Origin of the sequence: Tepidiforma sp., assembly GCF_034432735.1 — a bacterium.
In the GTDB taxonomy this organism is placed as follows: domain Bacteria; phylum Chloroflexota; class Dehalococcoidia; order Tepidiformales; family Tepidiformaceae; genus Tepidiforma.
The window spans coordinates 1-18,453 of sequence record NZ_DAOUBJ010000041.1 but is presented as its reverse complement, the minus strand read 5'-3'; the positions used below and the strand labels follow the sequence as shown (position 1 = coordinate 18,453).

Annotated in this window: 19 protein-coding genes; 11 read left to right on the top strand and 8 right to left on the bottom strand. The window is 67.9% G+C overall.

Going from position 1 to position 18,453, the window contains the following annotated elements:
* Positions 1-112 precede the first annotated feature (112 nt).
* Entirely contained in the window at positions 113-736 is a 624-nt protein-coding gene (locus VAE53_RS04235; RefSeq protein WP_322818120.1) for a TlpA disulfide reductase family protein, read from the bottom strand.
* 129 nt (positions 737-865) lie between these two features.
* Here VAE53_RS04235 and VAE53_RS04230 point away from each other — a divergent pair, with 129 nt between their 5' ends.
* From VAE53_RS04230 to VAE53_RS04215, 4 genes are all read left to right on the top strand, one after another.
* On the top strand, positions 866-1,534 hold the full coding sequence (locus VAE53_RS04230; protein WP_322818119.1) for a response regulator transcription factor: 669 nt from the start codon (positions 866-868) through the stop codon (positions 1,532-1,534).
* Between the two features lie 3 nt (positions 1,535-1,537).
* Entirely contained in the window at positions 1,538-2,890 is a 1,353-nt protein-coding gene (locus tag VAE53_RS04225; RefSeq protein WP_322818118.1) for an ATP-binding protein, read from the top strand.
* A 146-nt stretch (positions 2,891-3,036) separates the two neighbouring features.
* On the top strand, positions 3,037-3,429 hold the full coding sequence (gene mscL / locus VAE53_RS04220; protein ID WP_322818117.1) for a large conductance mechanosensitive channel protein MscL: 393 nt from the start codon (positions 3,037-3,039) through the stop codon (positions 3,427-3,429).
* Between the two features lie 74 nt (positions 3,430-3,503).
* Entirely contained in the window at positions 3,504-4,586 is a 1,083-nt protein-coding gene (locus VAE53_RS04215; protein WP_322818116.1) for a Zn-dependent alcohol dehydrogenase, read from the top strand.
* Between the two features lie 78 nt (positions 4,587-4,664).
* Here VAE53_RS04215 and groL read toward each other — a convergent pair whose 3' ends face one another.
* Positions 4,665-6,287, bottom strand: a complete 1,623-nt coding sequence (gene groL / locus VAE53_RS04210; RefSeq protein WP_322818115.1) for a chaperonin GroEL — start codon at positions 6,285-6,287, stop codon at positions 4,665-4,667.
* Between the two features lie 84 nt (positions 6,288-6,371).
* Positions 6,372-6,698: a co-chaperone GroES gene (groES, locus tag VAE53_RS04205; protein ID WP_322818114.1), complete on the bottom strand. Its 327-nt coding sequence runs from the start codon at positions 6,696-6,698 to the stop codon at positions 6,372-6,374.
* A 104-nt stretch (positions 6,699-6,802) separates the two neighbouring features.
* On the opposite strand from groES, the gene VAE53_RS04200 reads away from it, so the two are divergent.
* On the top strand, positions 6,803-7,843 hold the full coding sequence (locus VAE53_RS04200) for a crotonase/enoyl-CoA hydratase family protein (RefSeq protein WP_322818113.1): 1,041 nt from the start codon (positions 6,803-6,805) through the stop codon (positions 7,841-7,843).
* 15 nt (positions 7,844-7,858) lie between these two features.
* On the opposite strand, the gene rsfS is transcribed toward VAE53_RS04200, so the two are convergent.
* Positions 7,859-8,251, bottom strand: coding sequence for a ribosome silencing factor (gene rsfS / locus VAE53_RS04195; protein ID WP_322818112.1), 393 nt, complete (start codon positions 8,249-8,251; stop codon positions 7,859-7,861).
* Positions 8,252-8,256: 5 nt separating this feature from the next.
* Between rsfS and mnmA the strand changes: the two genes are divergently transcribed.
* Entirely contained in the window at positions 8,257-9,354 is a 1,098-nt protein-coding gene (gene mnmA, locus VAE53_RS04190; protein WP_322818111.1) for a tRNA 2-thiouridine(34) synthase MnmA, read from the top strand.
* On the opposite strand, the gene VAE53_RS04185 is transcribed toward mnmA, so the two are convergent.
* Entirely contained in the window at positions 9,351-10,637 is a 1,287-nt protein-coding gene (locus VAE53_RS04185; protein ID WP_322818110.1) for an alkyl sulfatase dimerization domain-containing protein, read from the bottom strand. The two genes, mnmA and VAE53_RS04185, sit on opposite strands and share 4 nt — an antisense overlap.
* Positions 10,638-10,756: 119 nt before the next feature.
* Between VAE53_RS04185 and VAE53_RS04180 the strand changes: the two genes are divergently transcribed.
* The 5 genes from VAE53_RS04180 to VAE53_RS04160 all read left to right on the top strand — a co-directional run bounded on the left by VAE53_RS04180 (position 10,757) and on the right by VAE53_RS04160 (position 14,744).
* Positions 10,757-11,251 carry a hypothetical protein gene (locus tag VAE53_RS04180; RefSeq protein ID WP_322818109.1) on the top strand — a complete coding sequence of 165 codons (495 nt, stop codon included), beginning with the start codon at positions 10,757-10,759 and terminating at the stop codon, positions 11,249-11,251.
* A gap of 80 nt (positions 11,252-11,331) precedes the next feature.
* Positions 11,332-12,621, top strand: a complete 1,290-nt coding sequence (locus VAE53_RS04175; RefSeq protein WP_322818138.1) for an MFS transporter — start codon at positions 11,332-11,334, stop codon at positions 12,619-12,621.
* 51 nt (positions 12,622-12,672) lie between these two features.
* A complete protein-coding gene (locus VAE53_RS04170; protein WP_322818108.1) occupies positions 12,673-13,149 on the top strand; it encodes a VOC family protein in 477 nt (158 codons plus the stop codon).
* A 43-nt stretch (positions 13,150-13,192) separates the two neighbouring features.
* On the top strand, positions 13,193-14,302 hold the full coding sequence (proB, locus tag VAE53_RS04165) for a glutamate 5-kinase (RefSeq protein ID WP_322818107.1): 1,110 nt from the start codon (positions 13,193-13,195) through the stop codon (positions 14,300-14,302).
* Positions 14,303-14,348: 46 nt separating this feature from the next.
* Positions 14,349-14,744: a hypothetical protein gene (locus tag VAE53_RS04160; RefSeq protein WP_322818106.1), complete on the top strand. Its 396-nt coding sequence runs from the start codon at positions 14,349-14,351 to the stop codon at positions 14,742-14,744.
* 10 nt (positions 14,745-14,754) lie between these two features.
* Here the strand turns inward: VAE53_RS04160 and VAE53_RS04155 are convergent, their stop codons facing one another.
* Genes VAE53_RS04155 through VAE53_RS04145 form a run of 3 tightly spaced genes read right to left on the bottom strand, consistent with a single transcriptional unit; the run spans position 14,755 to position 18,202 of the window.
* A complete protein-coding gene (locus VAE53_RS04155) occupies positions 14,755-15,330 on the bottom strand; it encodes a hypothetical protein (RefSeq protein WP_322818105.1) in 576 nt (191 codons plus the stop codon).
* Between the two features lie 24 nt (positions 15,331-15,354).
* Positions 15,355-16,611: an MFS transporter gene (locus VAE53_RS04150; protein WP_322818104.1), complete on the bottom strand. Its 1,257-nt coding sequence runs from the start codon at positions 16,609-16,611 to the stop codon at positions 15,355-15,357.
* 40 nt (positions 16,612-16,651) lie between these two features.
* Positions 16,652-18,202, bottom strand: a complete 1,551-nt coding sequence (locus VAE53_RS04145; protein ID WP_322818103.1) for a 2-isopropylmalate synthase — start codon at positions 18,200-18,202, stop codon at positions 16,652-16,654.
* Positions 18,203-18,453: the final 251 nt, after the last annotated feature.

Here is an 18,453-nt window from a genome sequence, read left to right as displayed (position 1 = left end):
CCGCACCAGGCGGGACGTGACCGGCTTTCGATACCTTAACGAATTTTGAACACGACGTTGCGACCATTCGGGCCGTTTGCCCAGGCCCGGTGGTCCGGTGGCGTGGGTTCGCCTAGTTGGGATTGTAGGTGAGGCCAGCCTTGGCGAGGAAGGTGGCGAGCTCCGCTTCCCGGAGTTCGCCGGCCCGGATGGCGAGGAGCGTGCCATCGGCGCCGATGAGGAAGGTGGTGGGCATCCCGGGGATGCGGTAATGGTTGGCGACGGAGCCATCGGCATCGAGGAGGGCCGGGTAATCGGCGCCGAGCCGGTCGAGGATGCCGAGGGCCTTCTCCGGTGGTTCAAGGTAGTCGACGCCCACGATTTCGAGTTGGCCGGCGAGGGCTTGGCGAGCGGCGATGAAGGCGGGGATTTCGCGCTGGCAGGGGTCGCACCAGCTGGCGTACCAGTTGAGGAGGAGGACCTTGCCGCGGAAGTCGGAGAGGCGTCGGACGACGGTGGTATCGCGGGCATCGACGAGGGCGAAGTCGGGCGCGGGTTTGCCGATCTCGGGCCGTTCGGGATCGATGGGGCCGGTATCGGGGTACACCTGGGGAAGGACGGGGGCTGTGGGGGCGCTCGCTTCGTCGGGGGCGAAGAGGAAGAAGTAGGCAGTAGCGCCGACCGCGAGGATGACGGCGAGGGCGAGGGCAACGTAGCCGGCGGTCTGGCGCGAGCGAGGCGTGGGCGTGGACGTCACCGTTTCGAGTGTAGCTCGCTCGGGCGGAGCGCGCCGTGGGGCTATCCGTTCCCTTTCCGTTAACACGACGTCGTACGATGGGAATTGACGATGGTCGCGGCGCTAGAACGGCACCCGAAGGTGTTGGTCGTGGAAGACGAGGAATCCCTCCTGTTCACGCTCGCGCACAACTTGAAGCGGGAGGGATATCAGGTGCTGACGGCCGCCCGGGGGGACGATGGGTTGCGGCTGGCGCGGGAGAAGCAACCGGATCTCATCGTGCTCGACGTGATGCTGCCGGGCATCGACGGCATCCAGGTCTGCCGCATGCTGCGGCGGGATTCGGATGTGCCAATCATCATGCTCACCGCTTTGGGCGGGGAGGGCGATCGGGTGGCGGGGCTCGACACGGGGGCGGATGACTATTTGGCGAAGCCGTTCGGGATGCGGGAGTTGATGGCGCGCATCCGGGCGCTCCTGCGACGTTCGGGGCCAAGGGCGGTGCCAGACCAGGGGCCGAGTGTGATCATCTCGGGGGATCTGACGTTGGACCGGGAGCGTCGGGAGGTGACGCGGGGCGGGCGGCTGGTGCGCATGAAGCCGAAGGAGTTCGAACTCCTGCTATTCTTCGCGCAACACCCGGGAAAGGTGTTCACGCGTGAGCAGATCCTCGACGAGGTGTGGGGGTACGACTTTTACGGCGGGCCGCGGACGGTGGATGTCCATGTGCGCTGGCTGCGCCAGAAGATCGAGGACGACCCAGCGAATCCGAGCAGGCTGCGGACGATCCGGGGGAGCGGCTACCTGTTCGAAGGCTGAGCCATGAGCAGGGACCTCGCGGCGCGGGGCGCGAGCATCGCGCTGGTGGCGGCCGTTGTCGGCTTTCTCGTTGGCCTGCTCAGTGACGGGCCGGGTGTTCGGGAGGTGGCAGCGTTCGCGTTGACGGCGGGGCTGGGAGCGGCGGTCGGGTACTTCGCCTTTTGGCGGCCTTCGCGGGCCGTTCGCACGGTGGTCGAGGCGGCCGAGCGCATCGCGGAGGGCGAGCTCGCCCAGCAGGTGCCGGACGAGCCCGGGCCTGCGGGTGAATTGACGCGGGCGTTCAACGTGATGGCTGGACGGGTGGCGACGCTGTTCGAGACGGTGGCCTTCGAACACGCCCGGCTGGAGGCGGTCTTCGATGCCTCGTCCGACCCGATGGTGGCGCTGAGCGCGGATACGTCGATTCGGTTCCTGAACCCGGCGGCGACGTCGCTCTTCGGGGTCCGCATGGCGGAGGCGATCGGCCGTCCGCTGATCGAGGTGGCGCGGGACTACGAGCTCGAGGCGCTCGCGCAGCGCGCGGCGGCGGAGGGGCGGGGACAGGTGGCGGTGGTGAGCTTCGGGCCTGGGCGGGTCCCGCTCCGGGCGGCGGCGCTGCCGATCCGCGAGGGGGGCGATTGGGCGGTGCTCTTGATCTTGACGGACCTGACCGAGGTGCAGCGGCTGGACCAGGTGCGGCGGGACTTCGTGGCGAACGTTTCGCACGAGCTGCGAACGCCGCTGGCGTCGATCCGTGCGATGGTGGAGACGCTCGCCGACGGGGTCGAGCCGGATGAGACGCCGGCGTTCTACGAGCGCATTCTGCGGCAGGTGGACCGGTTGACGACGCTGGTGAACGAGCTGCTCGACCTCTCGCGGATCGAGTCGGGGGCGATCCAGCTGAAGCCGGAGCCGGTGCATGTGGGGCAGCTGCTAGCGGAGGCGGCGGGGCTGCTCCAGGCGCGAGCGCAGGCTGGCGATGTAACGGTGGTGGTGGAGGGGGCGGACATGGAGGTGGAAGCCGACCGCTCGGCGCTGCTTCGGATCGCGACCAACCTGCTGGACAATGCGGTGAAATGGTCGCCGCCGGGCGGGAGAGTGTGGGTCGAGGCGCGGGACGAGGGCGACTTGGTGGCGATTTTCGTGCGGGACGAGGGCCCGGGGATTCCCGAGCACGATCAGCCGCGGGTTTTCGAGCGGTTCTTCAAGTCGGATGCGGCGCGGGCGAGCGCGGGAGTGGGGCTTGGCTTGGCGATCGTGAAGCACCTGGTGCGGGCGCACGGGGGCACGGCGACGGTGGCGAGCAAGCCGGGCGAGGGGGCGACGTTCACGGTTCGGCTGCCGAAGCGGTTCATCGGGCGGCGGCGGTTGGCGTAGGCGAGCCGCGGGGCCGTGCCCCCGTGCGCGAGCGGGCGGGGTGCGCTCGCGATTCGCTGGCCCGCACGGCCGGGTGTTGACGCGCGGTGGGTGGTCCGTGAAGAATCCGCCATCCTGCGCGCCCCTGATGGGGCAGGAGGCGACGGATGATTGGCATCGTGAAGGAGTTTCGGGATTTCGTCCTGCGCGGCAACGTGCTCGATCTGGCGATTGCGGTGGTCATCGGGGCTGCCTTTACGGCGGTGATCAATTCGCTGGTCGCGAACCTCTTGACGCCGTTCATCGCGGCGATCTTCGGTCAGCCGAGCTTCGGCAACATCGACCTGGCCATTGGCGATGCGACGCTCGAGTTCGGGCTGTTCTTGGAGGCGGTGGTGAATTTCGTCATCGTGGCGGCGGTGATCTTTTTCTTGATCATCAAGCCGGTGAACGTGCTGTTGGAGCGGCGGCGGCGGGGCGAGGCTGCGGCCGATGTGCCGACGCCGGAGGATATCGCGTTGCTGCGGGAGATCAGGGACTTGTTGAAGGAGCGTTCGTGATGGTTCGCCCCTGCGGGCGATGAATGGGGTAGACTCCGCGCGCCAGTTCGGCAGGGAGAAGGAGGGCATGACCGATGAAGGCCGCGGTATTTCACGGGGCGCACCAGCCGCTGACGATCGAGGAGGTGGAGATCGACCGGCCGCGGGGCCGTGAGGTAATCGTTCGGACGGTTGCCTCGGGGGTTTGCCACAGCGATTTGCACTTCGTGGATGGGCTCTACCCGCTGCAGGCGCCGGCGGTGCTCGGGCACGAAGCGGCGGGGATTGTGGAGGAGGTGGGCGACCAGGTGACCTATGTGAAGCCGGGCGATCACGTGATCTGTTGCCTGAGTGTGTTCTGCGGGCACTGCGAGATGTGTGTGAGCGGGCGGCCGAATCTGTGCCGGGCGCCGAGCCGGCAGCGCAGCCCGGACCTGCCGCCGAAGCTGACGTGGAACGGGCGGCCGGTGGGGCAGTTCGCGAATCTGGGTGCCTATGCGGAGAAGATGCTGCTCCACGAGAACGCGATCGTGAAGATTCGGGAGGATATGCCGCTAAAGGCGGCGGCGCTCATCGGCTGTGGGGTGACGACGGGTGTGGGGGCGGTGTTGAACACGGCGAAGATGGAGCCGGGGGCCTCGGTGGCGGTGTTCGGGTGTGGTGGCGTGGGGCTGGCCGCGATCCAGGGAGCGCGCATCGGGGGTGCGCGGATGATCATTGCGGTGGATACGGTGGAGTCGAAGTTGGCGAAGGCGAAGGAGCTGGGCGCGACGCACGTGGTGGATGCTTCGAGCCGCGACCCGGTGGAGGCGATCCGGGAGATCTCGGGTGGGGGCGTGGAGTATTCGTTCGAGGCGATCGGGCTGAAGCGCGCTGCCGAGCAGGCGTTCGAATGCTTGGCGATCGGCGGGACGGCGACCATCATCGGCATGATCCCGGTGGGCCAGAAGGTGGAGCTAGATGGTCCGAGCTTCTTGCAGGAGAAGCGCATCCAGGGTTCGTCGATGGGCTCGAACCGGTTCCTGAAGGATATGCCGCGGTATGTGGATTTCTACCTGCAGGGGCGGCTGAAGCTGGACGAGATGATTACGCGCACGGGGCGGCTGGAGGATGTGAACGAGGCGTTCCGGGCGATGAAGGCGGGCGAGGTGGCGCGGACGGTGCTGCTCTTCGACTGAGCCGGCGGGCTGATGATAGATGCGCGGCCCCGGTCCAATTGGACCGGGGCCGTGTTGGTGCAGGCGTTGCCGGCGGGCCTAGTACTCCTCGGGTGGAGGTGGCGGAGCGGCGGGCGGCTGCGGGATTTCGGCGACGAGCGTCTCGGTGGTGAGCACGAGGGCGGCGATGCTCACGGCGTTCTCGAGCGCCGAGCGGGTGACTTTGACGGGGTCGACGATGCCGAGCTCGTACATGTCGCCCCAGGTGTCGGTCTCGGCATCCCAGCCTTCGTTGGGGTTGGTGAGCTTCTTGACGCGGTCGACGATGACGGCGCCTTCGAGCCCGCCGTTTTCGGCGATGGTGAAGGTGGGTGCTTCGAGGGCTTCGGCGACGATTCGGATGCCGACTTTCTCGTCCTCGTTTTCGGTCTTCTTTTCGAGCGCCTCGAGGGCTTTCTGGGCGCGGATGAGGGCGACGCCGCCGCCGACGACGATGCCTTCATCGACGGCTGCGCGGGTGGCGCTGAGGGCGTCCTCGACGCGCGCCTTTTTTTCCTTCAGCTCGACTTCGGTGGCGGCGCCGACTTTGATGACGGCGACGCCGCCGGCGAGCTTGGCGAGGCGTTCTTGGAGTTTTTCGCGGTCGAATTCGCTGGTGGCGTCTTCGATCTGGGCTTTGATCTGCTTGATGCGGGCCTGGATCTTTTCGTCGCTGGCCATGCCCTCGATGATGGTGGTGTCGTCCTTGTTGGCGACGACGCGGCGGGCGCGGCCGAGGTCGGCGACGGTGGCGTTTTCGAGCTTGAGGCCGATGTCTTCGGTGATGAGGGTGCCACCGGTGAGGATGGCGATATCTTCGAGGATAGCTTTGCGGCGGTCGCCGAAGCTCGGGGCTTTGACGGCGAGGACGTTGATGGTGCCGCGGAGTTTGTTGACGACGAGGGTGGCGAGGGCTTCGCCTTCGACGTCATCGGCGATGATGACGATGTCTTTGGTGACCTGGAGGACTTTTTCGAGGAGGGGGAGGATCTCCTGGACGGAGGAGATTTTCTTGTCGGTGATGATGATGTACGGGTTTTCGATGACCGCTTCCATGCGGTCGGGGTTGGTGACGAAGTAGGGTGAGACGTAGCCGCGGTCGAGCTGGAGGCCATCGACGAATTCGGTCTCGAACTTGATGCCGCGGGATTCTTCGACGGTGATGACGCCGTCTTTGCCGACTTTCTCCATGACGTCGGCGATGAGTTCGCCGATCTCCTTGTCGTTGGCGGAGATGGAGGCGACGTGGGCGATTTGTTCTTTGGTGAGGACGGGTTTGGCCTGGGCGCGGAGGTCGTCGACGGCGGCGCGCAGGGCGGCTTCGATGCCGCGCTTGACGATCATGGGGTTGTAGCCGGAGGCGACGACTTTCATGCCAGCGTGGACGAGGGCCTGGGCGAGGACGGTGGCGGTGGTGGTGCCGTCGCCGGCGACGTCGTTGGTCTTGGTCGCGACTTGTTTGGCGAGCTGGGCGCCCATGTTCTCGAAGGGGTCTTCGAGTTCGATTTCGCGGGCGACGGTGACGCCGTCTTTGGTGACGTTGGGGGCGCCGTATTTTTTATCGAGGACGACGTTGCGGCCGCGGGGGCCGAGCGTGACTTTGACGGCATCGGCGAGGGCATCTACGCCATCGCGGAGGCGGCGGCGCGCGGACTCATCGAAGAGGAGTTGCTTGGCAACCATGGAAATGCTCCGTTCATCGCACGGAGGGGCGCGTCAGCGGCGGGTGATGGCCCGGCCTGCGCGCCCCCGGCGGAGTGGGAAGGTTTAGTATTCGACCTTGCAGAGGATGTCTTTTTCGTTGAGGACGATGTAATCCTGGCCGTCGATCTTGACGTCGGTGCCGGTGTACTTGGCGTAGAGGATGCGGTCGCCGACGGCGATATCCATGGGAACGCGCTTGCCGTTGTCGTCGAGGCGGCCGGGGCCGACGGCGACGACTTCGCCCTGCTGGGGCTTCTCCTTGGCGGTGTCGGGGATGACGAGGCCGCTAGCGGTGATCTCCTCCTGCTTGAGGGGGACGATCACGACGCGGTCGGCGAGGGGAATGAGCTTGGACTTGGTCGCGGTCTTGGTCGCGGTCTTGGCAGCCATGGGGTGTGCTTCCTCCTATGGGATGCTGCTGGTGTTTGGGTAGCGAGGGCATATTAGCACTCGGCGCGCGAGAGTGCTAGAGCCCTCGGTGCGGTTCGCGGGGGATGCGTTCCTCCGCCGTGGAGCGGGAGGCGCCTGGGCCGAGTGCCGGCGCGGCGCAGGGCGACGGGTGGAGCGACGGGTCGGGGACGAGCTCGGCGGTGCGCGCCGCTGGGGCGGGGCTGGAGCTGGGGATTTCGGGGGTGGTGAGCGGGCGTATACTGGCGCGCGTGGCCGAGCCGGTGCTCTACGAGGAACGGGATGGCATCGCCATCGTGACGCTGAATCGCCCGGAGAAGCTGAATACGCTGAACGAGGCGGTTATCCAAGGGATTGCGGATGCGGTGGAGCGGGCGACGGCCTCGGCGGCGGTTTCGGCGATCGTGCTGCGCGGGGCTGGGCGGGTGTTCACGGCGGGGTACGACCTCAATCCAGGTGGCGATGGGGTGCCGTGGCCACGCCGGTTCGATGCGCCCCATCCGGAGCCGCGGCCAGGGGCCTGGGACCCGGTGCGGGATTTGCAGTTCATGGGCCACAACATGCGGCGGTTCATGAGCCTCTGGGAGTGTCCGAAGCCGGTGATCGCGCAGGTGCACGGCTATGCGCTGGGCGGGGGAACGGATTTGCTGCTCTGCGCGGACCTGATTTTCATGGCGGAGGACGCGATCATCGGCTATCCGCCCTCGCGGATTTACGGGACGCCGACGACGATGCTCTGGGTGTACCGGTTGGGGCTGGAGCACGCGAAGCAGTTCCTGCTTTCGGGCGACCAGATCGATGCGCCGACGGCCTACCGGATCGGGCTCGTTTCGCACGTGTATCCGGCAGACGAGCTGGCGGAACGGACGGAGGCGTACGCGCGGCGATTCCGGAATATTCCGGCGAATCAGCTGGCGCTGAACAAGCTCCTGATCAATCAGGCCTTCGAGAACATGGGGCTGCGGACGACGCAGCTATTGGGCACGCTTTTCGACGGTATCACCCGGCACACGGAGGAGGCGCTGCGCTGGGTGGAGAGTTTCCGCGAGTTGGGCTTCCGAGAGACGATTCGGCGGCGCGATGCGCCGTTCGGGGACTACGGGGAGCGCCCGCGGGGAGGTGGCTAAGGCGGGGCGGGGGGCTCAATCGGCGAAGCGAACGACGGGGGAGGTGCGCCCCCAGAGTTCTTCGAGCCGGTAGTAGGCGCGCTGGTCGGCGGTGAACAGGTGGACGATGAGGTCGCCGAAATCGAGGAGGACCCAGCCGCTTTCGGGGGAGCCTTCGCGGTGGCGGAGGGCGATGCCGCGGGGGCCGAGGTCGCGTTCGAGGTACTCGACGAGGGCGTCGAACTGGAGTGGCGATTGTGCGGTTGCGATGACAAAGTAGTGGGTGAGCGTCGTGACCCGCGAGATGTCGATGAGGGCGATATCGAGCGCTTTATGCTCGGAGAGCACATCGACGGCGCGCTGCGCGAGGTTCTCGGGGCTCAGACGCGAACTCCTGCCCGCCGCTGCGGGCGAAGGGAATGGTAACACAGGCTATGGCAGGTGCCCGGGTCGTCGTCGGGATGTCGGGCGGGGTGGATAGCTCCGTAGCGGCGGCGCTGCTCGTCGAGCAGGGCTACGAAGTGGTCGGGGTGACGATGCGGCTGTGGACGGAGGAGCGGCCGGAGGAGTTTCGCGGGCATCAGCAGTGTTGCAGCATCGAGGATATTGACGATGCGCGGCGGGTGGCGGGCCAGCTCGGTATCCGGCATTACGTGATGAATTTCGAGCGGGAGTTTCGGGAGCACGTGGTGGACCGCTTCGTGCGGGAGTATGCGGCGGGCCGAACGCCGAATCCGTGCGTGCGGTGCAACGAGCACATCAAGTACCGGGCGCTCCTGGAGCGGCTGCCGGCGTTGGAGGCGGAGTTCGTGGCGACGGGCCATTATGCGCGGGTGGTGCGGGACGAGGCGGCAGGGCGCTACCGGTTGCTGCGTGCGGCGGATTTGGCGAAGGACCAGTCGTACGTGCTGTACATGTTGGGGCAGGAGCAGCTGCAGCGGCTGTTGTTGCCCGTGGGTGGGCTGACGAAGGAGGAGGTACGCGGCCATGCCGCCCGGTTGGGTCTGGATGTGGCGGCGAAGCCGGACAGTGTGGAGATCTGTTTCGTGCCGGGCAACGATTACCGGGCGTTCGTGGAGGCGCGGGTGCCGGCTATCCCGGGGGAGCTGCGCGACGAGGCGGGTCGGGTGGTCGGGCAGCACCGGGGCATCGCGGCGTACACGATCGGGCAGCGGCGGGGGCTCGGGGTGGCGGCCGGCGAGCCGCGCTACGTGACGGCGATCGATGCGGAACGGAACGTGGTGACGATCGGGCCGGAGGAGGCGCTCTTTTCGGACACGGCGGAGGTGGCGGAGGTGAGTTGGGTGGCGGGCGCGGCGCCGCCGGCGGGCACGGCGCTGGCGGCGAAGGCGCGCTATCGGGCGGAGCCGGCGGCGGCGGTGCTGGTGGAGGTGGGACCGGGGCGTGCGGTGGTGCGATTCGAGCGACGGCAGCGGGCGCTGACGCCGGGGCAGGCGATCGCGTTCTACGCGGGCGAGGAGGTGCTCGGCGGCGGGACGATCGAGCGGGTCTCTCGGGCAGCGGCGAGCTAGGCGTCGCCGGCGAGGTCGCGGCGGCCCTGGCGGCTGGCGAGGGCGGCGTGATTCAGGATGTTGCGCGCCATGGAGGAGGGCTGGAGGGCGGCCCGCGCGGCGTAGATCTCGGCGCGGAGGTCGTGGGCGGGGCGGGAGCCAGGCTCGGCGAGGACGGCGAATTCGACGAGGTGGCAGGCGAGGCGGAGGTTGCCTTCGTCGCGAAGGGCTGCGGCGCGCTGGAGGACGTGGTCGAGCCCACCGGCGAGGGCGACCCATTCGCGTGCCTGCTCTGCCCGGGGCGCGGGGAGGAGGTTGTCGGGCTCGCCGTCGTACCAGCCGCCGTAGAGGCGCCAGACGTTGCGGACGAGGAATTGGGGGTCGTCGTAGACGGGGCGGAGGTATGGCTTCTCGAGGAGGTGGGGAGGGAGGGTGACTTCGTGGATGATGCGGTCGAGGGTGCAGCCGGTGTTCATGAGGGCGAGGACTTGCGATTCGATGCTCTCGAGGAGCTCGGCGGTATCGTGGAGGGCTTGGCGGATGCGGGCGGCGCCGAAGATGGGGAGGCCGTGGCCGGGGAGGAGGATTTCTGCCCCGAGGGCGGCCATTTCGCGGAGGCCGGCGGCCCATTCGCTGCAGTAGCGTTGGACCTTTTGGGGGTTGCCGGCATTGGGCAGGGCCCAGATGAAGAGGTCGCCGGGGGCGAGGAGCTTGCGCTCGGGTATCCACGTCCAGGTGGCGTCTTCGGTTTCGCCGCGGGTGTGGTGGAGTTCGAAGGTGAGGTCGCCTTGGCGGAAGGTGAGCCCGCGGGTGTAGGTGACGTCGGGGAGGCGGTAGTGTTCGGGCCAGCGGAAGTGGGGGACGTCGATGGCGAATTGGCGGCGATTGATGGCGGTGTTCCAGCCGAGGGTGCGCTGGTAGCGGGCGAAGTGCCAGGCGAGCAGTTCGTGGCCGTAGACGATCGGGCGGGGCCAACGGCGCTCGGCGGCCTCGGCTTCGAACGGACCGACGCCGAAGATGTGGTCGACGTGGTGGTGGGAGAAGATGGCTGCGCGGAGGGGGGTATCGGGGCGCCAGCGGCGGACCTGTTGGTGGAGCGGTTGGGTATCGTTGACGGCGCCGGTATCGAGCATGACCAGGCCTTCGCCGGTATCGATGGTGTTGGCGCAGGCGATGCCCTTGTAGTAGAGAACGCCCTCGGCGATCTCCTGGCCTTCGGGGTGGCGCCAGGCGACGGGGTGGAGGTCGCTGGTGGTGAGTTCGCCGTTCCAGAGGCGTTCGGCGAGGTCGCGGATGTCGGCCATGGCGTGCTCCGGGTGGGGGTTGGCCGGAGTTTACGCTTTTACCGGGGGTTTGCCCGGGCTTGTGGCAATGGGAAAGGGGGGTATCCTGATCACGGAGGTGTCTCGTGAGAAGGTATTTCGTGATTGGCGCAACGGTCGTGTTGGCGGCTTGGGTCGTGGGGGCCTGTGGCGGCGACGATTCGTCGACGATGGGGCACGGTGCAATGGGCAGCGCGACGCACATGGCCGGGGACGGCCATATGTCGGCGATGGACACGCCTCCGGAGGGGGCGATTCGGGTGGGGCTGCGAAACTGGGCGGTGGAGCCGGCGGTTTCGAGCGTGAAGGCGGGCAAGGTGACGTTTTGGGCGGTTCACGAGATGGAACACGCCCATGGCATGGGCGAGGGTGGCAATGTGCACGATCTCCAGGTGCTGAGGAAGGCTCCGGATGGCACGTGGGATTTGGTCGGGCAGGTGCGGAATCTGGCGATGGGCGAGGCTGCGGCGCTGGAGGTGGAACTGGTGCCGGGCGAGTACGAGCTGGCCTGTACGGTGGTGGAAGAGGTGGGCAAGCAGGTGATCTCGCACTACGAGAAGGGGATGCGCACGTCGTTCACGGTGACGGCGGCGTAGGGCTGCGGGCGGCCTGGTAGGCCGGGCGGGGCGGATGTGGTAGGGTTGGGTTCCCGCAACCTTGACGTGAGGGTAAGGCACTGGCTGGTTGGCTCCGCCGGACGTTCTACGCGCTCGAGAACGGCCAGTTCCGGCTGCTCTGGTTCGGGACGCTGTTTTCGTTTCTCGGGATGCAGATGCAGATCGTGGCGCGGGGCTACCTCGCCTATGACCTGACGGGGAAGAACACGGCGCTCGGCGGGGTGATGATCGCGTTCGGCGTGCCGCAGTTGTTGCTGGGGCTTTGGGGTGGGGTAGTGGCGGACCGGGTGCCGAAGCGGAATCTGTTGGTGGTGGCGCAGGCGGTCATCGCGCTGAATTCGCTCTGGGTGGCGGTGATGATCATGACGGGCCACATCGCCTACTGGATGCTGATCGTGGCGGGGGTAGTCCAGGGTGCGGGGTTCGCGTTCGTGGGGCCGGCGCGTCAGGCGTTCATCGGCGACTTGGTAGGGCGGGACGGTATCGGGAACGCGGTGGTGTTGCAGCAGCTGAGCATGAACTCGACGCGGGTGATCGGGCCCTCTTTGGCTGGGGCGTTCATCGCGGTGGCGTTCATTGGCACGGGCGGGGTGTATCTGATGACGACGCTGGGCTTTTTCATCGCGATGGCGACGATGTTCCGGCTGCCGCCGGGCAACCCGAAGCCACGGGAAGGGGCCGCTTCGCCGCTGCGCGACCTGTTCGACGGGGTGCGCTACGTTCGGCGCCGGCCTTCGCTGGCGCTCCTCATCCTGACGGGGTTCGCGGTGGTGATGGTCGGCTTTCCGTATCAGTCGTTCCTGCCTTCGGTGGCGGTCGACGTCTACGATGCTGGCTCGGGCGGGCTCGGCCTGCTCCAATCGTTCGGGGCGGTGGGTGCGGTGGCGGCGACGGTGCTCGTGGCGACGTTCGCCGAGAGCCGGCGGGCGTGGTTCTGGCAGCCAGTTTTGGCGATGGCCTTCGGCGGTTCGCTGATCGCGCTCGGTGCAACGACGAATCTGGTCGTGGGCCTGGTGGTGATGGTCGCGGTGGGCGCTCTGGCGAGCGGATTCCAGGGGCTCAACAATGCGCTGACGATGTCGAGCACGGACCACGAGTACCACGGGCGGGTGCAGTCGATCGCGATGCTGAGCTGGAGCCTCTTCGGGCTGTTCGCGCTGCCGATCGGGATCGTGGCCGACCAGATCGGGATTCGCGAGACGCTGATGCTGATGGGCGCGACGGTGATCGTGTCGGTGGCGCTTTTGCAGGTGGTGTCGCGTTCGGAGCGAGTCGCGGAGGATCGCCAGCGGGCTCTGGCAGCCGCCGACCTGCGGCAGGAGGCGAGGCTGAGCGCCGGCGGACGCTAGGCGCTGGGGTGGGAGTACGATGGGAGGAAAACGTACCGGGGGAGAGGTGAGATGGCTCGGGTGAGGAGGCTGAATCACGCGGTGCTGTTCGTCCGGGATGCCCGACGGGCGGCGGCCTTTTACGAGCAGGCGTTCGGGTTCGAGGTTATCGCGGATATGGACGGCCGCGCGGTCTTCCTCCGTGCGGCGGGCTCGGAGAACCATCACGACCTGGGCCTGTTCTCGCTCGGGCCAGCGGCTCGGGGTCCGTTCACTGGGCAGCAGGTTGGCCTCTACCACCTCGCCTGGGAGGTGGAGACGATCGAGGACCTGGCGGCGATGCGGCAGGTGCTGGCCGAGCTGGGGGCGCTGACGGGGCAATCCGACCACGGTGCTACGAAGTCGCTCTATGGCCGGGATCCGGATGGGAACGAGTTCGAGGTGATGTGGATGGTGCCGCGGGAGGAGTGGGGGCCGTACGACCGGGACGCGGTGACGCGGCCGCTGGACTTGGAACGCGAGTTGGCGCGATTCGGGGGGCGGGGCTGAGGGGGCGCTTTCGCGTTCGCGGCGGGCGCGTTCTACTTGTGGCGTGCGTTACCGAAGGATTGTGGCGAAGTTCGGGACGAGCCTGCTGACGGCAGGGTCGGACCGGCTCGATCTGGAGACGATGTCGCGGCTGGTGGGGCAGGTGGTGCGGCTGCGCCAGGCGGGCTGCCAGGTGGCGATCGTGTCGTCCGGGGCGCAGGCGGCTGGCCGGCACCGGCTGCGGGGCCGCGGAGAGACGATCCGGGCGCTGAGCCGGCAGGCGATCGCCTCGGTGGGGCAGAGCCACTTGATGCAGAGCTGGGACGAGCTGTTCGATTGGCACGATACAGTGGTGGCCCAGGTGCTCCTGACGCGGCGGGATCTTTCGGACCGGCTCGCCTACCTGAACGCCCGGAATACGCTCCGCGATCTGATCGCTGCGGGAACGGTGCCGATCATCAACGAGAACGATGCGGTGGCGCTGGACGAGGTGTTGGCGACGCGCATCGGCGAAAACGACAGCCTTTCGGCCTACGTGGCGAACCTGATCGATGCGGACCTGCTGGTGATTCTGACGGATGTGGCGGGGTTGTTCGATGCGGACCCGCGGACCAATCCTTCGGCGCAGCTGATCCGTCGGGTGGAACGCATCGACGGGCGGGTGGAGGCGCTGGGCGGCGGGGCGAACGGGCCGGGCACGGGTGGCATGGCGACGAAGCTGCGGGCGGCGCACATCGCGACGCAGGGGGGCGTCGACGTGGTGATCTGCTCGGGCAGGGAGCCCGAGGCGCTGATCGCGGCGGCACGGGGCGATTCGCCGGGAACGTACTTCCCGGCCGCGGGCGATCGGTTGGAGAGCCGCAAGCGATGGATCCTGGGCAACATCACCCGCGCGGGGTGGATCGCTGTGGATGCTGGGGCGGCAGAGGCGCTGCGCCAACGGGGGCGTAGCCTGCTCCCTGCCGGGGTGGCTGCCGTTCATGGCAGTTTTCAGCGGGGCGATTCGGTGGAGGTCCGCGACGTAGAGGGGCAGCGCGTGGCCGCGGGCCTCGTGAATTACGCGGCCGATGAGTTGGCGCGGATTCGCGGATTGCGTTCGGACCGGATCGCGGAGACGCTCGGCTATTCGTATGGCGAAGAGGTGATCCACCGCGACAACCTCGTCTTGCTGTGACGGACGGGGGGCCGGACGTAGCGAGGGCGCGTGCTACGCTCGGGGCATGCCTGGACGCAACCGCCACTTGATCCCGTTCCGTTCGCCCGCGGTCCTCATCCTGTGGGCCGATTCGCTGTTCGAAGCGGTGCTGGCCGCTGCCTGTTTCGCGCTCGGTAGCCGGCTGGCGACGTGGTTCGACCTCCCGCGCGAGCTGTTCTGGCTGCTCGGGGGCCTGTTCGCGGCGGCGAGCGTGGGGCTCGCCTGGCTGGCGCGCGAGCGCGCGATCGGCTGGTTGCCGCGGGCGGCAGTGGCGAACGTAGGAACGGGGGTAGCGCTCTGGGTGGTGGCCTTCTTGGCGTGGGGCGGCTTCAGCCCGGAGGGGCGCTGGCTGATTTCGGCGGTGGCGAATGCCTGCTTGCTGCTGGGTATCGCGCAGTGGCTCGCCTGGCGGAGGCCGTAGGGCCAGCGGCTCAGGAGCCTTTGGGGCAGGCGAGGGCGTCGCGGTAGACGGGACTGCCCTGGGCGGGGACGACGCCATCGAGCCGCGGGGTATTGCCGGTGACGCGGGTCTCGGCGGCAGCCACGATGTCGCCCGTGAATTGGCGGAAGGCGACGATGGCGCGGTGTTCGCCGCTCCCGAGGGGCACGGCTTCGCCGTCACGGGCGAGTTCGAGCTGGAAGCAGACGGTGCCGACGTAGCTGGTGGTGGCGCCGGCCGACCAACGGGCGACGACTTGCCGGGATTCGTCGAGCAGCCAGAGTTCGAATCCGGCCCCGGGGTGAGTCCGCACCTGGAGGACGATTTGGAGGCTGGGCTGGTCGTTTTCGAGGTGGGAGAAGGTGGCGAGTGAGAAATGGAGCTCCCAATCGGAGGGTGGCGGTGTGGGTGCTGGGGGCGATTCGGCGGGCCGGAAGGCGACGTTGCCGATGGTCGTGCCGATGAGGGCGCGGAGGGAGGGGGAGGTGGCGTAGGACTTGTCCTTGAGGCCGCACCCGCCGAGGGCGAGGGCGAGGAGGACGAGGGCGAGGCCACCGAGGCGTTTCACGGTTCCATTGTGCAGCCGCGGCGGCTAGCGTGCTGCGGGGGCGCTGGCTGCGGCGAGGGCGGGGCGTTCGGGGTCGCGGAGGGCCACCATGCAGAGGACGGCGATGCCGTTGAGGGCGATGCCGAGCGTGATGGGGAGGGTGTAGCTTTCGCGGGCGTCGTAGAGGGCACCGGCGAGGGTGGGGCCGGCGAGGGCCCCGACGGCGGCACCGGTGTAGATGAGGCCGAGGATGGCGCCGAAGCTGCGGCCGGCGAAGTAATCGGCGGCGAGCGCAGGGATGAGGGCGACGAAGCCGCCGTAGGCTGCACCGAAGGCGAGCGCGAACAGGACCAGCGCCCAGGCATCGGTGGCGGCGAGCCACCAGGCGAGGCAGGCGGCCATGGCGAGGAAGGTGCCGGCAAGGGAGCGGCGCCGCCCGAGGCGGTCGGCGGACCCGCCGAGCACCAGCCGTCCGGCGATGGAGCCAATGCCGATGAGGCCGATGAGCAATGCGCCGAAGGCTTCGGAGTGGCCGTGGTCGCGGGCGTAGGGGACGAGGTGGGCGAAGGGGACGAAGATGCCGATGCTGGTCGAGAGGCCCGCGCCAAAGAGGAGCCAGAACGGTGCGGAATGGATGGCATCGCGGACAGCTGGGCCGCCGGCGGGGCCGACGATCGGCGGAGGCGCGGACTCGCCATCGGGGTGGAGGCCGCGGTCGGCCGGCGAAGGGGTGATGGTGAGCACGGAGGGGATGCCGATGGCGAGGGCGACGATGGCGAGGATGACCCAGCTCGGACGCCAGCCGAAGGCTTCGATACAGGCGGCGGCGAGGAGCGGCATGACGAGCGTTCCGGCGCCGATGCCGGCGACAGCGAGGCCGGAGGCCATGCCGCGGCGGCGGATGAACCAGCGCTGAACGACGCCGACGGCGGGGACGTAGGCGAGCCCGACGCCGAGGCCGACGCCGAGGGAGTAGGTGAGGTAGACCTGCCAGACGGCCTGGGCGAAGGAGGCCGCGGCCATCCCGGCGGCGATGCAGAGGATGCCCGCACCGATGACGCGGCGGGGCCCGAGCCGGTCGGCGAGCAGGCCGGTGACGGAGCCGAGGCCGAAGTAGAGGAAGGCGGCGAGGGCGAAGACGAGGGAGATATCGCTTCGGGTGGCGCCGAACTCGTCGCGAAGGGCGTTGAAGAAGGTGGCGAAGGAGTAGGCCGCCCCGAAGGCGACGAAGAGGACGCCGAAGACGGCGCCGACGACGACCCAGCCATGAAAGATACGCGCCCGGGGAGCGTTTCCCGGCATGGAGGGTGATTCTACGCTCCCCGGGGCGCGGGCGACGGGGTCAGGGGTTGGCACGGACCTCGGCGTTGCGAGCCTGGGTGACGAGCATGCGGTTGAGGGCGTTCATGTAGGCCTTGGCGCTGGCGACGATGATATCGGTATCGGCGGCACGGCCGGTGTAGGTGCGCCCGCGTTCGTCTTCGATGCGGATGGTGACGTCGCCCTGGGCATCGATGCCTTCGGTGACACTCTTGACGGAGAACTCGGTGAGCCGGGGGGAGAGGCCGGTGATGCGGTTCATGGCCCGGTAGACGGCATCGACGGGGCCGGTGCCGACGGCTGCGTCGGTGCGGATGTTGCCATCGGGGTCGACGAGGCGAAGGGTGGCGGTGGGGGCGGCGTGGTCGCCCGCGGAGACCTGCACGAGGTCGAGCCGCCAGCCGGCGGTGTCCATGGCGCGGAGGTTTTCGTTGACGAGCGCTTCGAGGTCGCGATCGTCAACTTCGATTTTCTTGTCGGCCAGCTCCTTGAAGGCGGCGAAGACGCGGTTGAGCTCTTCGTCGGTGAGTTCGTAGCCGAGCTCGACCATGTGTTCTTTGAAGGCGTGGCGGCCGGAGAGCTTGCCGAGGACGAGCTGCGTGCCCTGGGGGATGCCGATTTCGGCCGGGTCCATGATCTCCCAGGTTTCGCGGAGCTTGAGGATGCCATCCTGGTGGATGCCGGAGCCGTGGCGGAAGGCGTTTTTGCCGACGATCGCCTTGTTCCACTGGACGGGCATGCCGGAGTACATCTCGACGAGCTTGGAGGTGCGGTAGATCTCGCGGGTGTTGATGTCGGTGTAGTAGGGGAGGAAGTCTTTGCGCGTCTTGATGGCCATGACGACTTCCTCGAGGGAGGTATTGCCGGCACGCTCGCCGATGCCGTTGATGGTGACTTCGACTTGGCGGGCGCCGTTTTGGATGGCGGTGAGGGTATTGGCGGTGCAGAGGCCGAGGTCGTTCTGGCCGTGGAAGCTGACGCGGGCTTTGTGGATATTTGGGACGTTTTCGAACAGGGCTCGGAAGAAGGCGCCGAGCTCTTCGGGGATGGCGTAGCCGACGGAGTCGGGGATGTTGATGGTGGTGGCGCCGGCGTCGATGCAGCGGCGGACGATTTCGAAAATGAAGCGGGGGTCGGCCCGGGTGGCATCCATCGGGCTGAATTCGACGTTGCTGGTGTATTTGGCGGCGTGCTTCACCATCTCCTCGGCCTGGGTGAGCACCTGTTCGCGGTCTTTGCGGAGCTGGTGGGCCATTTGGATGTCGCTGGAGTTGATGAAGACGTGGATGCGGGGCTCGGCGGCCTCGCGGACGGCTTCCCAGGCGGTATCGATATCGGCCGGGACGGCGCGAGCGAGGGCGCAGATGACGGGACCGCGGACTTCGCGGGCGATGGTCTGCACGGCCTCGAGGTCGCCGGGGGTGGAGCAAGGGAAGCCGGCCTCGATGATGTCGACGCCGAGCTTTTCGAGCTGGCGGGCGATCTCGAGTTTTTCGCCGGGGGTGAAGGCGACGCCTGCGGACTGTTCGCCGTCGCGGAGGGTGGTATCGAAGATGTAGATCTTTTCGGGCACGGGTGGTGTCTCCTGTCGGGGCTGGTGAGGTATCCGGCGATGGTGCGCCGGGAGAAGTTTCTTACGAAGTTCTTATGGAATGATTCGACGGCCGGTGGGCGGGCGACCAGCGGTCGGGCCTGTCGGTGGCACGGGGTTTCCGTGGGGAGGGGAGGCGAGCCGCGGTCCGCCGGCGCGGCGCTAAAGGACGCGCCCCGGTGAGTCCGGGGCGTTCACGACCTCGCGAGACGGTGCGTCGACGTGGCGCATCG

Coding starts and splice junctions, on each gene's coding strand:
- VAE53_RS04160 (WP_322818106.1), top strand. CDS start 14,349: ATGCCTGGACGCAACCGCCACTTGATCCCGTTCCGTTCGCCCGCGGTC.
- mnmA (WP_322818111.1), top strand. CDS start 8,257: ATGGCAGGTGCCCGGGTCGTCGTCGGGATGTCGGGCGGGGTGGATAGC.
- groL (WP_322818115.1), bottom strand. CDS start 6,287: ATGGTTGCCAAGCAACTCCTCTTCGATGAGTCCGCGCGCCGCCGCCTC.
- VAE53_RS04150 (WP_322818104.1), bottom strand. CDS start 16,611: ATGCCGGGAAACGCTCCCCGGGCGCGTATCTTTCATGGCTGGGTCGTC.
- groES (WP_322818114.1), bottom strand. CDS start 6,698: ATGGCTGCCAAGACCGCGACCAAGACCGCGACCAAGTCCAAGCTCATT.
- mscL (WP_322818117.1), top strand. CDS start 3,037: ATGATTGGCATCGTGAAGGAGTTTCGGGATTTCGTCCTGCGCGGCAAC.
- VAE53_RS04215 (WP_322818116.1), top strand. CDS start 3,504: ATGAAGGCCGCGGTATTTCACGGGGCGCACCAGCCGCTGACGATCGAG.
- VAE53_RS04225 (WP_322818118.1), top strand. CDS start 1,538: ATGAGCAGGGACCTCGCGGCGCGGGGCGCGAGCATCGCGCTGGTGGCG.
- VAE53_RS04185 (WP_322818110.1), bottom strand. CDS start 10,637: ATGGCCGACATCCGCGACCTCGCCGAACGCCTCTGGAACGGCGAACTC.
- VAE53_RS04200 (WP_322818113.1), top strand. CDS start 6,803: ATGCGTTCCTCCGCCGTGGAGCGGGAGGCGCCTGGGCCGAGTGCCGGC.
- VAE53_RS04170 (WP_322818108.1), top strand. CDS start 12,673: ATGGCTCGGGTGAGGAGGCTGAATCACGCGGTGCTGTTCGTCCGGGAT.